At 62.2% G+C, this 14299-nt stretch carries 12 protein-coding genes and 1 pseudogene; 7 read left to right on the top strand and 6 right to left on the bottom strand.

Translation table 11 applies throughout. The annotated features are described in order from the left end of the window. Positions 1-19: 19 nt before the first annotated feature. Positions 20-868, top strand: coding sequence for a formyltetrahydrofolate deformylase (gene purU / locus AC07XZ_RS08920; RefSeq protein WP_011335666.1), 849 nt, complete (start codon positions 20-22; stop codon positions 866-868). A 134-nt stretch (positions 869-1002) separates the two neighbouring features. Beyond that, positions 1003-1179, top strand: a complete 177-nt coding sequence (locus AC07XZ_RS08915; protein WP_164872161.1) for a hypothetical protein — start codon at positions 1003-1005, stop codon at positions 1177-1179. Here AC07XZ_RS08915 and gpgF read toward each other — a convergent pair. The 5 genes and pseudogenes from gpgF to AC07XZ_RS08890 all read right to left on the bottom strand — a co-directional run. Further along, positions 1163-2161 carry a glucosaminyl phosphatidylglycerol flippase gene (gpgF, locus tag AC07XZ_RS08910; RefSeq protein ID WP_085745217.1) on the bottom strand — a complete coding sequence of 333 codons (999 nt, stop codon included), beginning with the start codon at positions 2159-2161 and terminating at the stop codon, positions 1163-1165. The two genes, AC07XZ_RS08915 and gpgF, sit on opposite strands and share 17 nt — an antisense overlap. Beyond that, positions 2158-2934, bottom strand: a complete 777-nt coding sequence (gene gpgD / locus AC07XZ_RS08905; RefSeq protein WP_085745216.1) for an N-acetylglucosaminyl phosphatidylglycerol deacetylase — start codon at positions 2932-2934, stop codon at positions 2158-2160. Before gpgD ends, gpgF begins: the two co-directional genes overlap by 4 nt. Next, entirely contained in the window at positions 2927-4039 is a 1113-nt protein-coding gene (gene gpgS, locus AC07XZ_RS08900; protein ID WP_085745215.1) for an N-acetylglucosaminyl phosphatidylglycerol synthase, read from the bottom strand. Before gpgS ends, gpgD begins: the two co-directional genes overlap by 8 nt. 158 nt (positions 4040-4197) lie before the next feature. Continuing rightward, entirely contained in the window at positions 4198-4962 is a 765-nt protein-coding gene (locus tag AC07XZ_RS08895; protein ID WP_371855245.1) for a methyl-accepting chemotaxis protein, read from the bottom strand. 93 nt (positions 4963-5055) lie between these two features. Next, positions 5056-6087 (bottom strand): annotated as a pseudogene (locus tag AC07XZ_RS08890) (HAMP domain-containing protein); the annotation flags it as partial. A 188-nt stretch (positions 6088-6275) separates the two neighbouring features. On the opposite strand from AC07XZ_RS08890, the gene AC07XZ_RS08885 reads away from it, so the two are divergent. Beyond that, positions 6276-7763 (top strand): helicase HerA-like domain-containing protein, encoded by a 1488-nt coding sequence (locus tag AC07XZ_RS08885; RefSeq protein ID WP_102687303.1) that lies wholly within the window; start codon positions 6276-6278, stop codon positions 7761-7763. A 10-nt stretch (positions 7764-7773) separates the two neighbouring features. Here the strand turns inward: AC07XZ_RS08885 and AC07XZ_RS08880 are convergent, their stop codons facing one another. Further along, a complete protein-coding gene (locus AC07XZ_RS08880; protein WP_007951226.1) occupies positions 7774-8229 on the bottom strand; it encodes a DUF721 domain-containing protein in 456 nt (151 codons plus the stop codon). A gap of 307 nt (positions 8230-8536) precedes the next feature. Here AC07XZ_RS08880 and secA point away from each other — a divergent pair, with 307 nt between their 5' ends. From secA to AC07XZ_RS08860, 4 genes are all read left to right on the top strand, one after another. Next, positions 8537-11275, top strand: a complete 2739-nt coding sequence (secA, locus tag AC07XZ_RS08875) for a preprotein translocase subunit SecA (RefSeq protein ID WP_085745213.1) — start codon at positions 8537-8539, stop codon at positions 11273-11275. Between the two features lie 122 nt (positions 11276-11397). Further along, entirely contained in the window at positions 11398-12615 is a 1218-nt protein-coding gene (gene argJ / locus AC07XZ_RS08870; RefSeq protein WP_102687246.1) for a bifunctional glutamate N-acetyltransferase/amino-acid acetyltransferase ArgJ, read from the top strand. Between the two features lie 62 nt (positions 12616-12677). Beyond that, positions 12678-13310, top strand: coding sequence for a glutathione S-transferase family protein (locus tag AC07XZ_RS08865; protein WP_102687247.1), 633 nt, complete (start codon positions 12678-12680; stop codon positions 13308-13310). After that, on the top strand, positions 13307-14251 hold the full coding sequence (locus tag AC07XZ_RS08860; protein WP_085745211.1) for a Nudix family hydrolase: 945 nt from the start codon (positions 13307-13309) through the stop codon (positions 14249-14251). The genes AC07XZ_RS08865 and AC07XZ_RS08860 overlap by 4 nt, the downstream gene beginning before the upstream one ends. Positions 14252-14299 lie beyond the last annotated feature (48 nt).

Here is a 14299-nt window from a genome sequence, read left to right as displayed (position 1 = left end):
GTTCTGGAGTTTCCCCCTCATGCGCACTTTTCGGCTGGTGATTTCTTGCCCGGACCGCGTTGGCATCGTTGCCAAAGTCAGTAACTTTCTGGCGGCCCACAATGGCTGGATCACCGAAGCGAGCCACCACTCGGATAACCAGGTCGGCTGGTTCTTCATGCGTCACGAAATCCGTGCCGATTCCCTGCCTTTCGGTATCGAGGTGTTGCGCGAGAAGTTTGCACCGATCGCCGAAGAGTTCTCGATGGACTGGCGCATCACCGACACCGAGCAGAAAAAACGCGTGGTGCTGATGGCCAGCCGCGAATCCCACTGCCTGGCTGACCTGCTGCACCGCTGGCACAGCGACGAACTGGATTGCGAGATTTCCTGCGTGATTTCCAACCACGACGACCTGCGCAGCATGGTCGAGTGGCACGGCATTCCTTATTACCACGTGCCGGTCAATCCGCAGGACAAGCAACCGGCCTTCGACGAAGTGTCTCGCCTGGTCAAGCAGCACGATGCCGAAGTGGTGGTGCTGGCGCGCTACATGCAGATCCTGCCGCCGGACATGTGCCGCGAATACGCGCATAAGGTCATCAACATTCACCACAGCTTCCTGCCGTCGTTCGTCGGTGCCAAGCCGTACCACCAGGCTTCGATGCGCGGCGTGAAGCTGATCGGTGCGACCTGCCACTACGTGACCGAAGAGCTGGACGCCGGACCGATCATCGAGCAGGACGTGGTGCGTGTCAGCCACAGCGACAGCATCGAAGACATGGTGCGTTTCGGCCGTGACGTCGAGAAGATGGTGCTGGCCCGTGGTCTGCGTTATCACTTGGAAGACCGCGTGCTGGTGCACGGCAACAAGACCGTGGTGTTCTGATTCAGGATCGTTCCCACGCTCTGCGTGGGAATGCCTCTTCAGACGCTCCGCGTCTGCTTTGGGACGCAGGGCGTCCCGGGCTGCGTTCCCACGCAGAGCGTGGGAACGATCCACGGACCTTGAGGACATTACCGATGAGCGATCCACTGGACAAAGCCACTTCCAAGGCGCCCGCCACCCTCGGCGAGGGCTGCCTCAGCCGCTATGACCCGGATGACCTGAGCCCGGAGGATGGCACGGAGTTTCCTGGCGCTGCCGAACTGTGGGAACAACTCAAGGACGAAGAGGATGACCTCAGGAAGCCTGTCTGACGCTCAGCAGTTTTTTCAGCAACGGCCGGCCCAGCATCAATAGAAACACCGGGCCACCGACCAGCAGATAGAAGTAATACGTCACCACCCGCCAGATCAGGATCGCCGCCGCCGCGGTCGATTTGCCGACCATCGGCGCCAACAGCGCCGCCGAGGTCAATTCCGCTGCACCGGCACCGCCCGGCAACAGGCTGAATTGCCCCGCACCCAGCGAAAGCATCTGGATCAGAAACGTCCAGGCCCACTGCACATCCGTCCCCAGCCCGCGCAACGCCAGATACAGCACGCTGTAACGCAGCGACCAGTGCACGCAGGTCAGGACGAACACCTTGATCAATGTCTGCCACGGTAATTTCAGCGCATCGGTGAAAGCGGCAAGAAAGTGCAGCAACTGCCGTGCCCAGCGCCGTCGGGTACGCGGTTCGACGTTCATCCCGGCCAGCAGGCGCCCGCTCAGGCGAATCAAGCGACGGTGATAACGCGCGACCAGCACGCAACTGAACAGGCCGCCGGTCAACGACAGGGCACTGACGATCAGCAGCCATTCCATACGGTCGCTGAGATGCTGGAACAGCGCGTAGATCAGAATTCCGCTCAGGGCGCAGAGAAAGAACAGCAGATCGCTCAACTGATCCATCGCAAACACGGCGCTGCCCCGGGCCGGACGCACGCCGCTGCGCGCCAGCAGCGCCATGATCGTCAACGGTCCTCCGCTGCCGCCGGGTGTGGCGCACCAGGCAAATTCGGCGGCCATCACCACCCCGAGGCTTTTGAGGGGTGTGACCCGGTCACGCTGATCGCCGAGCAACAGCCGCAGGCGCAAGGTGTTGATGCCCCAGCACAGCAGAACCATGGCGAACATGATCAACAGCCAGCGCAGCGGAAACGCCTGCAGGCGCCCCCAGGTCTCGCCGCCCCCGAGCAGGACGGGCACCGCCACGGCCACCAGCAGGCCGATCAGCAACAGAATGCCGCGACTCAAGCGGCACGCTCGGCTTGAGTGCGCTGGCGCGTCAGCCAGTCGATTTTGGTCATGGGCACACGTCCGTCCGCGAGCAGTCGTTCAAGGGTGCGCCACCAGTAATCCCGGGAAAAGCGGTGGCGCATGTCCACCGGGTGCAAGCCTAGACGAATCACTGGCGCCTGGCGCCAGCGCTGCTCTCGCTGTTCGCTGATGACCTTCGACATGCCGCGACGCCAGGCGCTGCGTGCGCTCCAGACCAGTCCCGGGGCCTCGACCGCGGTGAAATCCGGCAAGTGATAAAGATGCTGCGGATCGCTGGTGTAGCGCAGCGGCAATTCGCGCAATGCCTGGCGCGTGCCGTCGCTCATCAGCCAGGCCGGGGCGACGAAACCGTGCAGCGGCCAGTCGTGGCGCCGAAACAGATCGATGCCCGGGCGCAGGCGGGCGAGGGCGGCTTCCCGGGACAACTGGTAGAACTCGCCTTCATGGGTGTAGACCCGGCGCATGAACCAGTCGCGCGCCGTGCGCGGGCCGGGCTCGGTGTCTTCATGAAAATGGCCGTGCAGGGCCAGTTCATCGCCGCGTGCGACGCGCTCGTCGAGCCTTCGACAGAACGCTGGATGGGCTTCAAGTGCATCGCGTCGATGGAAATCCGGAACCACCAGCCACGTCATCGGGACGTTGCCCAACCGGTCAACGGCTTCGACGAACGCTCGATAATCGGCCCACGTGGAGGGCGCCACGTCATGCAGCACCAGCATTACCGCCGGGCGCTCGTGAAATTCAGCCATTGGCCACCCGAGGAACCGAATCGCCGAGTACCGCGTGGTAATGGCTCAGCAGGCTGTCGACCACCGTGTCCCAGGCGTAATGCCGTTCGACATGTTGGCGTGCCTGCTGGCCGAGTACGCCAGTCCCGCGACTGAACAGTTCGCGCACGGCATTGGCCATGGCTTGCGCACTGTTCGGCGCGCAGAGCAGGCCGCAGGATTCGCTGACGATTTCTTCGAACGCTCCGGCCGCCACCGCCACCACCGGAATGCCGCAGGCCATGGCCTCCAGAATCACCAGACCGAAGGTTTCCTGATCGCCGGCGTGGATCAGCGCGTCGGCACTGGCCATCAGCCGTGCGACCTGCGCGGCCGGGCAGAACCGGTCGATCACGCTGACATTGTCCGGGACGGAAGCCGGCATCGACGAGCCGACCAGCAACAGGTGATAACGGGGGCCCAGGCGTTTCATGCAATCGAGCAGCACCGGCAGGTTTTTCTCCTTGGAACCGCGACCGGCGAAGATCAGCAGGCGCGTGTCCTCGGCGATCCCCAGTTCGCTGCGCAACCCGGCGTCGCGGGCATCCGGGTGGAAGGTGTGCAGATCAACGCCCAGCGGTTGCACGAAGACGTTGCGCACGCCCAACCCGCTGAGCTTGTCGGCCATCACCTGGCTGGGTGCCAGCACCCGGTCAAAATTGCCGTACAACTTGCGCACATACGCGTCGACATTCGGCGTGACCCAGTGGCCCATGCGGTTGCCCACCAGCAGCGGCAGATCCGAGTGATAGAAGCCGATCACTGGCACATCGAGTTGTCGACGCGCATCGAGCGCAGCCCATGCGGTGAGGTACGGATCACCAACTTCGATCAGATCAGGCTGCAGATCCTGCAGGACGTTTCGCCAAGGAGCCAGGCGCAGGGGAAAGCGATAGCCCTTGCCGAAGGGCAGGGCGGGGGCGGGAACCGTGTAGACGCCATCGCGTTCGCCCAAGTGCGCGCCGGGAATCAGCAGGCTGTGGCGGATGCCGGGCTTGACTCCCAGCCGGCGGTGCTTGGCATCCAGATAGGTGCGCACGCCACCGCTGGCCGGGGCGTAGAACATGGTGATGTCGGCGATATGCACGGTGAACGTCCCTCCGCGTTGATCTCCCTTGGTTGACCTTTATCAAGAATAGATGTTCGGTCGGGGTTTCGCGGTGGGGTGCAAGGCCGGTTTCGGAGGGATTGTCGGTCGTCTTCGTCGGACAGTTGTGAACGACGAAGACGACCGGCAGAGCGGCTTTAAATGCGGAAGCTGCCAACCAGTTGCTTCAATCGCGAAGCCTGCTGCTCCAGATCCGAGCAAGCCCGCAACGTCGCCTGCAGGTTTTCGACACCTTCCTGGTTCAGCGTATTGATCTCGGTGATATCCACGTTGATCGACTCGACCACAGCCGTCTGTTCCTCGGTCGCGGTGGCCACCGACTGGTTCATCCCGTCGATTTCACCAATGCGCTGGGTCACGCTGTTCAGGCGTTCGCCGGCGAGGTTGGCGATGTCCACGCTGTCCTGGCTGTGGCGCTGGCTGTCGCTCATGGTACTCACGGATTCGCGGGCGCCGACTTGCAGCTCCTCGATCATGGTTTGTACCTGTTGCGCCGATTCCTGGGTGCGGTGGGCGAGGTTGCGCACCTCGTCCGCCACCACCGCAAAGCCGCGACCGGCTTCACCGGCACGTGCCGCTTCGATGGCCGCGTTGAGCGCCAGCAGGTTGGTCTGCTGGGAAATGCTGGTGATCACCTCCAGGATCTGGCCGATGTTCACGGTCTTGCTGTTCAGCGATTCGATATTGCTGCTCGATGCGCTGAGCATGCTCGAAAGCTGATTCATGGCCTTGATGCTGCGCTCCACCACTTGCTGGCCGTCTTCAGCCAGGCCGCGGGCGTCGCTGGCCTGGGTCGAGGCCTGGGCGGCATTGCGGGCGATTTCCTGGGCGGCGGCGCCGAGCTGGTTGATCGCCGCAGCCACGCTGTTGGTGCGCGAGGCTTGCTGGTCGGAGTTGTACATCGACGAGTTCGAGGCCGCGACCACCCGCAGGGCGACTTCGTTGACCTGGCCGGTGGCCGATGACACTTCGCGAATCGAGCCGTGAATACGCTCGACGAAACGGTTGAACGCGGTGCCGAGCACGCCGAATTCGTCCTGATTCTGAATGGTCAGACGTTTGGTCAGGTCGCCTTCGCCGTCGGCGATGTCTTCCATGGCACGAGTCATCACGTGCAGCGGCTGGATCAGGATACGGATCAGCATGCCGAGCAGGGCAATGATGATCGCCACCGCAATCACGGTCGCGATCACGGCCGAAGCGCGGAATTCGCTGAGCATCGAGAAGGCTTTGTCTTTGTCCACCGACAGACCGATGTACCAGTTCACCGACGGCAGGCCCTTGATCGGGGTGAAGTTGACGATGCGGGTCTTGCCGTCGACGGTGACTTCACTGAAGTCACTGCTGATGCGCGGGGTGTCCTGCGGATAGGCTTCCTTCAGTGACTTCATCACCAGGGCCTTGTCCGGGTGCACCAGGATCTTGCCGTCGGCGCTGACCAGGAACGCGTAGCCCATGCCGGAGAAGTCCCGGGCGCTGAGGGTGTTGATCAGGGTTTGCAGGCTCAGGTCGCCGCCCACCACGCCCACGCTCTGACCGGCCTTTTTCGCGGCGGTGGCGATGGAAATGATGGTCTGGCCGGTGGCGGCGTCGATGTACGGTTCGGTCAGGGTCGAGGTGCTGCTGCTTTCCGCACCTTTATACCAAGGACGAACACGTGGATCGAAACCGTCCGGCATCTTCGCATCCGGGCGGATGGTGAAGTGCCCGGTAGCATCGCCGAGGTAAGACGCCATGAAGGTCGACGTCAGGGCTTTCTGTTCCAGCAGGCTGGCGACGGCGGCAGGATCGGGGTTGATGGCGATGTTCTGGGCCGCGTTCTCGATCAGCAGGATGCGCCCGCTGAGCCAGGTCTGGATATTGTCGGCTGTGACCTCGCCCATCTCGTTGAGGTAATTGTCCAGGTCCTCGCGGATCGCATTGCGTTGCAACCAGTCGTTGTACAGCGTGAACGAGGCGAAGGCGGCAATGACGATGAGGGCGGCGGCAAGCAGGATTTTATGGCTGAAACGCAGATTTTTGTTCATGGCTTGGGGTTCCGCTAAGGTCTTATTATTCAGGGCGTGCTTCTATAGATACTCGCCAGGTGGGCTTGATGGGTACAAGCAGGTATTTCCGCTTCTCCTTAGGGAAATCTCCGATGCGGATGTCAGTCGCATCTGTCACCTTTAGCTATCGGCCATGCTCGATCAAAGATTAACCATTGGGTGACCAAATGCCTGAATCTTCGCAACTTGTAATCGGCGCTGACCTCGCCGGGCAACCGATCGCCCAGGCCATGCGCCTGGCCAACCGTCACGGACTGGTGGCCGGCGCAACCGGTACCGGCAAAACCGTCACCCTGCAGCGTCTGGCCGAGGCGTTCAGCGACGCCGGGGTCGCGGTGTTCGCCGCCGACGTCAAGGGCGACCTGTGCGGCCTCGGTGCTGCCGGCAACCCTCAGGGCAAGATTGCCGAGCGCATCGCCGGCATGCCGTGGCTCAAGCACACGCCTCAGGCGTATCCCGTGACCTTGTGGGACATTCACGGTCAGTCCGGTCATCCGTTGCGCACTACGTTGAGTGAAATGGGCCCGCTGCTGATCGGCGCCTTACTGGAACTGACCGACAGCCAGCAGTCGGCGCTGTACGCCGCTTTCAAGGTGGCGGATCGCGAAGGCCTGTTGCTGCTGGATCTCAAGGACCTGAAGGCGCTGCTCAATCACCTCAAGGACAATCCGCAGCTGTTGGGCGAAGAAGCCGCGCTGTTCACCACCGGCTCCAGCCAGGCGCTGTTGCGGCGTCTGGCCACGCTGGAGCAGCAGGGCGCCGAGGCGTTGTTCGGCGAACCGGCGCTGCAACTGGAAGACATTCTGCAACCGACCGCCGATGGTCGCGGACGCATTCATTTGCTGGACGCCAGTCGTCTGGTGCATGAGGCGCCGAAGGTCTACGCGACCTTCCTTTTGTGGCTGCTGGCCGAGCTGTTCGAGCAACTGCCGGAGCGCGGCGATGCCGACAAACCGCTGCTGGCGCTGTTTTTCGATGAGGCGCATTTGCTTTTCGGCGACACGCCCAAGGCGTTGCAGGAACGCTTGGAGCAAGTGGTGCGGCTGATCCGTTCCAAAGGTGTGGGTGTGTATTTCGTCACTCAGTCGCCGGGCGATCTGCCGGACGATGTGCTGGCGCAACTGGGACTGCGGATCCAGCACGGCCTGCGCGCGTTCACCGCCAAGGAACAGAAATCCCTGCGGGCGGTGGCGGACGGCTTCCGGCCGAATCCGGCGTTCGACACCTTGTCGGTGCTCACCGAACTCGGGATTGGCGAGGCTCTGGTCGGCACCTTGCAGGAGAAGGGCACGCCGGAAATGGTCCAGCGAGTGCTGGTAGCGCCGCCGCAATCGCGGATCGGGCCGTTGACCGAGACCGAGCGCACGGTGCTGATTGCCGGTTCGCCGTTCAAGGGCCGTTATGACAAGCCGATCGATCGCGAGTCGGCCTATGAAATCCTGATGGGGCGCAAGGGGCTGGCACCCGAGGCTGAAGCGGCGCCGGGCAAACCGGCCGCTGAAGAGCCGAGTCTGGCGGACAAGGCCGGAGAATTCCTCGGCACGGCGGCGGGACAGGCGCTCAAGTCGGCGATGCGCCAAGCAGCGAATTCGCTGGGTAAACAGTTGGTGCGCGGTCTGATGGGTTCATTGCTCGGCGGCAGCAAACGCCGCTGATCAACAAGGCTCAGGTTTTGGGTTTGGCGTGGGCGGCCAGTCGTTCCAGTGCCGCTCGCAGATTCGGATCGCTGATCCCGTCGGCGGTGGCCTGGATGGTCGCCGCCGCATCCGTTGACAGGTCGATCGTCGGCCCGCTCGCTTCGCGCTGGATGGTCGGTGGCCGTACGGCGAACTTGATTCGCGTCAGATTGGCGAACTCGTCGAACATCTGCAGTTGCCGTTGCAGGCGCTTCTGTTGATAGCGCAGGCGCGTGGCCCAATGGCCGTCGGTGACGATCAGCAACAGTTCGCCTTCGCGCCACTTGGCTACGTGGCAGTGTTCACGGGCGGCAGGTTGCAGCTGGCTTTCGAGCAGACGTTGCAGATGGGCCAGGCGCTGGGCATGACCGAGGATGGCTTTCAGCGGTCTGGCTTCGCGTAGCAGAACGGCGGGCGCTCTGGCTGTGAGAGGGCGAAATGCCATGATCTAGGACCTGAAGTGACAGAGGCGCCATGGTAGCAGATGGCAGCCATTTCACTCGCCCATTGCTTTTGTCCCTGCTTTGCCCATTAAATCAACGACTAACTTCTTCGCTGTACGGCTTGAAGTTGAGCAAAACGCCCCTATTTTAAGTGAGCCCCGTCAAAGCGCAGTGCCAGCATCGTGGAATATCCCCACTTTCCTCACCACCGTTTCCGGGTAGAATGCTCGTTCGCATGCGGCCATGAGGGCTGCACGGGCGACTCACGGGGCCGCCCTCCATCCCTTTAGTGTGGAAGATCCTGCCGATATGTTTGCGCCTTTGTTAAAGAAACTTTTTGGAAGCAAGAACGAGCGTGAAATCAAACGCATGCTCAAGACGGTGCAGCTCGTCAATGCCTTCGAAGAGAAGATGGTCGCCCTCTCGGACGATCAACTGCGCGCCAAGACCGCAGAGTTCAAGGACCGCATTGCCAAGGGGGAGACCCTCGACAAGCTGTTGCCCGAAGCCTTCGCGGTCGCCCGTGAAGCCGGCAAGCGTGTCATGGGCATGCGCCACTTTGACGTCCAGCTGATCGGTGGCATGACCCTGCACGAAGGCAAGATCGCCGAAATGCGCACCGGTGAGGGCAAGACGCTGGTGGGTACTCTGGGCGTTTACCTCAACGCGCTGTCCGGCAAGGGCGTGCACGTTGTGACCGTGAACGATTACCTGGCCCGCCGCGACGCCAACTGGATGCGTCCGCTGTATGAATTCCTCGGTCTGAGCGTCGGCATCGTGACGCCGTTCCAGCCGCCGGAAGAGAAGCGCGCCGCCTACGCCGCCGACATCACCTACGGCACCAACAACGAATTCGGGTTCGACTACCTGCGCGACAACATGGCGTTCAGCATGGAAGAGAAATTCCAGCGCGAACTCAACTTTGCCGTGATCGACGAAGTCGACTCCATCCTCATTGACGAAGCGCGTACCCCGCTGATCATTTCCGGTCAGGCCGAGGACAGCTCCAAGCTGTACATCGAGATCAACAAGCTGATCCCGAAACTCAAGCTGCACGTCGAAGAAGTCGAAGGCGAAGTCACCCAGGAAGGCCATTTCACCGTCGACGAGAAGACCCGTCAGGTCGAACTCAACGAAGCCGGTCACCAGTTCATCGAAGAGCAACTCGCCAGTGTTGGCCTGCTGGCTGAAGGCGAGAGCCTGTACTCGGCGCATAATCTGGGTCTGCTGACTCACGTTTACGCCGGCCTGCGTGCGCACAAGCTGTTCAACCGCAATGTCGAATACATCGTGCAAGACGGCCAGGTCGTGCTGGTCGACGAGCACACCGGTCGCACCATGCCGGGTCGTCGTCTGTCCGAAGGCTTGCACCAGGCCATCGAAGCCAAGGAAAACCTGAATATCCAGGCCGAAAGCCAGACTCTGGCATCGACCACGTTCCAGAACTACTTCCGTCTATACACCAAGCTGTCCGGCATGACCGGTACCGCTGATACCGAAGCATTCGAATTCCACCAGATCTATGGTCTGGACGTTATGGTCATTCCGCCGAACAAACCGTTGGCCCGTAAGGACTACAACGACCTGGTGTTCCTGACCGCCGAAGAGAAATATGCGGCGATCGTCAACGACATCAAGGAAAGCATGGCTGCCGGTCGTCCGGTACTGGTGGGTACTGCGACCATCGAAACCTCCGAGCACATGTCCGCATTGCTCGTGAAGGAAGGCATCGAACACAAGGTTCTGAACGCCAAGTTCCACGAAAAAGAAGCTGAAATCATCGCGCAGGCCGGTCGTCCGGGCGCCCTGACCATCGCTACCAACATGGCCGGTCGTGGTACCGACATCCTTTTGGGCGGCAACTGGGAAGTTGAAGTCGCGTCGCTGGAAAACCCGACCCCTGAGCAGATCGCCCAGATCAAGGCCGACTGGCAGAAGCGTCACCAGCAAGTGCTGGAGTCCGGCGGTCTGCAGGTGATCGCGTCCGAGCGTCACGAATCCCGTCGTATCGATAACCAGCTGCGTGGCCGTGCCGGCCGTCAGGGCGATGCCGGTTCCAGCCGCTTCTACCTGTCGCTGGAAGACAGCCTGATGCGCATCTTCGCCTCTGACCGGGTGAAGAACTTCATGAAAGCCCTGGGGATGCAGCCTGGCGAGGCCATCGAGCACCGTATGGTGACCAACGCCATCGAGAAGGCGCAGCGCAAGGTTGAAGGCCGCAACTTCGACATCCGCAAGCAACTGCTCGAGTTCGACGACGTCAACAACGAACAGCGTAAAGTGATCTATCACATGCGTAACACGTTGCTGGCCGCGGACAACATCGGCGAAACCATCGCTGATTTCCGTCAGGACGTCCTGAACGCCACCGTCAGCGCGCACATTCCGCCGCAATCGCTGCCAGAGCAGTGGGACGTGGCCGGTCTGGAAGCGTCGATCGCCAGCGATTTCGGCGTGAAGCTGCCGATCCAGCAATGGCTCGACGAAGACGATCACCTGTACGAAGAAACCCTGCGCGAGAAGCTGATGAACGAGCTGATCGCCGCGTACAACGAAAAAGAAGACCAGGCGGGCGCCGAAGCCCTGCGTTCGTTCGAGAAGCAGATCGTGCTGCGCGTTCTGGACGACCTGTGGAAAGACCACCTGTCGACCATGGATCACCTGCGTCACGGCATCCACCTGCGTGGTTATGCGCAGAAGAACCCGAAGCAGGAATACAAGCGCGAGTCCTTCACGCTGTTCTCCGAGCTGCTGGATTCGATCAAGCGCGACTCGATCCGTGTGCTGTCGCACGTTCAGGTTCGCCGCGAAGATCCGGCCGAAGAAGAACAACGCCTGCGTCAGGAAGCCGAAGCACTGGCCGCCCGCATGCAGTTCGAACACGCCGAGGCTCCTGGCCTGGAAGCGCAACCGGAACTGGTCGGTGAAGAGGTCGATGTGGCCCTCGCCACCGCCCCGGTGCGCAACGAGCAGAAGCTGGGCCGCAACGAACTGTGCTACTGCGGTTCGGGCAAGAAATTCAAGCATTGCCACGGGCAGATCCAGTAAAACCCGTTTCAATTGCTGAAATACCCGCGCCGCGACCGGCACCAGCCGTCGCGGCGTTTTGCCATTTACACCACCGTCACTACGCTTGGCGGTGCTGACATCATTGAGTAAGGAGCGCATTCATGGCTGTTGGTCTTGGTCCTTTGCCAACGTTGCACCCGGTTGCCGGTTTTGAACTCGGTATCGCTTCGGCCGGCATCAAGCGCCCGGGGCGCAAGGATGTCGTCGTGATGCGTTGCGCCGAAGGCTCCACCGTGGCGGGCGTGTTCACGTTGAACGCTTTCTGTGCAGCGCCGGTGATCCTGGCCAAGAAACGCGTGCAGAACCCGGTGCGCTACCTGTTGACCAACACCGGTAATGCCAACGCCGGCACCGGCGAGCCAGGCCTGGCTGCTGCCGAGCGCACCACCGCCAAACTGGCTGAACTGACCAGCGTCGATGCCAGCCAGATCCTGCCTTACTCCACCGGCGTGATCGGCGAGCCGCTGCCGGTCGAGAAGATCGAAGGCGCCTTGCAGGCCGCGCTGGACGATCTGTCGGAAAACAACTGGGAAGCGGCCGCCACCGGCATCATGACCACCGACACGCTGCCAAAAGGCGCCAGCCGCCAGTTCCAGCATGACGGCGTGACCATCACCGTCACCGGCATCAGCAAAGGCGCGGGCATGATCCGTCCGAACATGGCGACCATGCTCGGTTACATCGCCACCGACGCCAAAGTCTCCCGCGACGTGTTGCAAAACCTGATGCTGGACGGTGCCAACAAGTCGTTCAACCGCATCACCATCGACGGCGACACCTCGACCAACGACTGCTGCATGCTGATCGCCACCGGCAAGGCTGCGCTGCCGGAAATCACCCGTGCCGAAGGCGAGCTGTTCGCCAAGCTGAAACAGGCCGTGTTCGAGGTGTGCATGGACGTGGCCCAGGCCATCGTGCGTGACGGCGAAGGCGCGACCAAGTTCGTGACCGTTGAAGTCAACGGCGGCGGCAATCACCAGGAATGCCTGGACGTCGGCTACACCGTGGCCCACTCGCCGCTGATCAAGACTGCACTGTTCGCCTCCGACCCGAACTGGGGCCGCATCCTCGCCGCCGTCGGCCGTGCCGGCGTGCCGGATCTGGACGTGAGCAAGATCGACGTGTTTCTCGGTGACGTGTGCATCGCCAGCCGTGGCGCCCGCGCCGCGACCTACACCGAAGCCCAGGGCTCGGCGGTGATGCAGCAGGAAGAAATCACCATCCGTATCGAATTGGGTCGCGGCGATTGCAGCGAAACCATCTGGACCACCGATCTGTCCCACGAGTACGTGAAGATCAACGCCGAATACCGCACCTGATCCCTGCCGAAGAGGGAGGTCTGCGGACCTCCTTTTCTTCTGTCCCATGAAAGGACCCGAACATGAGCCTTCACCTGATCATCGGCGACAAACTGCTTTCCTCCTGGTCCCTGCGCGCGGCACTGGCGCTTGAACTGACCGGCGCGCCCTACACCGAAGAACTGGTCAAACTCGGCAAGCCCGACACCCGCGAGCGGCTGCTGGCGCACTCGCCGACCGCCAAGGTGCCGCTGCTGAAAACCGCCCGTGGCACCGTCGCCGATTCTCTGGCGATTGCCGAATACCTGGCCGAGCAGTTTCCTTCCGAACAACTCTGGCCGACCGATATCTTCGCCCGAGCCCAGGCGCGATCCGCCTGCGCGCAGATGCACAGCGGCTTCTTCGCCATGCGCAACCACATGCCGTTCAACCTGAGCCACGACGCGCCGCTCAACCCGGTGCCGCCGGAAGTGAAGGTCGATGTCGAGCGCATGCTCGCGCTGTGGGCCGAATGCCGCGCCGTCGCGACCGAGCCTGGGCCTTACCTGTTTGGTCGGGTGTCGCTGGCCGATGCGTTCTTCGCACCGATTGCCGTGCGCCTGCGCACCTATCAGGTGAAGTTGTCGGCCGATGATGAAGCCTATGTTGAAACCGTCTACCAGTGGCCGGCCTTCAAGGCCTGGCAAAAGGCAGGACTGGAGGAATTGCAGTCGTGAAACGTGTACACGTCGCCGCCGCCGTCATTCGTGACGGCAGCGGCAAGATTCTGATCGCCCGGCGTGCCGATACCCAGCATCAGGGCGGCCTCTGGGAATTTCCCGGTGGCAAGGTCGAAGCCGATGAGTCGGTGCAAACAGCATTGGCCCGCGAGCTGCACGAAGAGTTGGGCATTGTCGTCGGCGCCGCGCGGCCGCTGATCAAGGTGCGCCACGATTACCCGGACAAACAGGTGTTGCTGGATGTCTGGGAAGTCTCGAGCTTTACCGGCGAACCCCATGGTGCCGAAGGCCAGCCATTGGCCTGGGTTTCGGCCAAGGAGCTGACGGATTACGAATTCCCGGCGGCCAACCAGCCGATCGTCGCGGCCGCGCGTCTGCCCGCCGAATACCTGATCACCCCGGAAGACCTGGAAACCCCGGCCTTGCTGCGCGGCATCCAGAAGGCAATCGCCGGTGGCATCAAGCTGATCCAGCTGCGTGCGCCCAATGGTTATGACCCGAAATACCGCGACCTTGCGGTAGACGCGGTCGGATTGTGCGCCGGCAAGGCGCAGTTGATGATCAAGGGCCCGTTCGAGTGGCTGGGCGATTTCCCGGCCGCGGGCTGGCACATCACTTCGGCGCAGTTGCGCAAGTACGCGGCCGCGGGGCGTCCGCTGCCGGCGGAGCGCTGGTTGGCGGCGTCCTGCCACAACGCTGAAGAACTGGCGCTGGCCGAGCAGATGGGCGTGGATTTCGTCACCCTGTCGCCGGTGCAGCCGACCCTGACTCACCCGGATGCACAGCCGTTGGGCTGGGAGCAGGCTTCGACGCTGATCGAAGGCTTCAGCAAACCGGTGTTTCTGTTGGGCGGAGTCGGCCCGGCGGAGCGCGAGAAAGCGTGGAATGCCGGGGCTCAGGGTGTGGCGGGGATTCGGGCGTTCTGGCCACAGGCCTGATTTTGTATTGAGGCTGACGTCCCCTTCGCGAGCAAGCCCGCTCCCACA

This window comes from Pseudomonas sp. GW458-11-26-14-LB4, from assembly GCF_059423925.1.
Note: the sequence above shows the minus strand (reverse complement) of the source record. Positions and strands in the feature narration are given on the sequence as shown.

Coding starts and splice junctions, on each gene's coding strand:
- AC07XZ_RS08880 (WP_007951226.1), bottom strand. CDS start 8,229: ATGGCATTTCGCCCTCTCACAGCCAGAGCGCCCGCCGTTCTGCTACGC.
- AC07XZ_RS08865 (WP_102687247.1), top strand. CDS start 12,678: ATGAGCCTTCACCTGATCATCGGCGACAAACTGCTTTCCTCCTGGTCC.
- gpgD (WP_085745216.1), bottom strand. CDS start 2,934: ATGGCTGAATTTCACGAGCGCCCGGCGGTAATGCTGGTGCTGCATGAC.
- AC07XZ_RS08895 (WP_371855245.1), bottom strand. CDS start 4,962: ATGTACAACTCCGACCAGCAAGCCTCGCGCACCAACAGCGTGGCTGCG.
- purU (WP_011335666.1), top strand. CDS start 20: ATGCGCACTTTTCGGCTGGTGATTTCTTGCCCGGACCGCGTTGGCATC.
- argJ (WP_102687246.1), top strand. CDS start 11,398: ATGGCTGTTGGTCTTGGTCCTTTGCCAACGTTGCACCCGGTTGCCGGT.
- AC07XZ_RS08885 (WP_102687303.1), top strand. CDS start 6,276: ATGCCTGAATCTTCGCAACTTGTAATCGGCGCTGACCTCGCCGGGCAA.
- AC07XZ_RS08915 (WP_164872161.1), top strand. CDS start 1,003: ATGAGCGATCCACTGGACAAAGCCACTTCCAAGGCGCCCGCCACCCTC.
- secA (WP_085745213.1), top strand. CDS start 8,537: ATGTTTGCGCCTTTGTTAAAGAAACTTTTTGGAAGCAAGAACGAGCGT.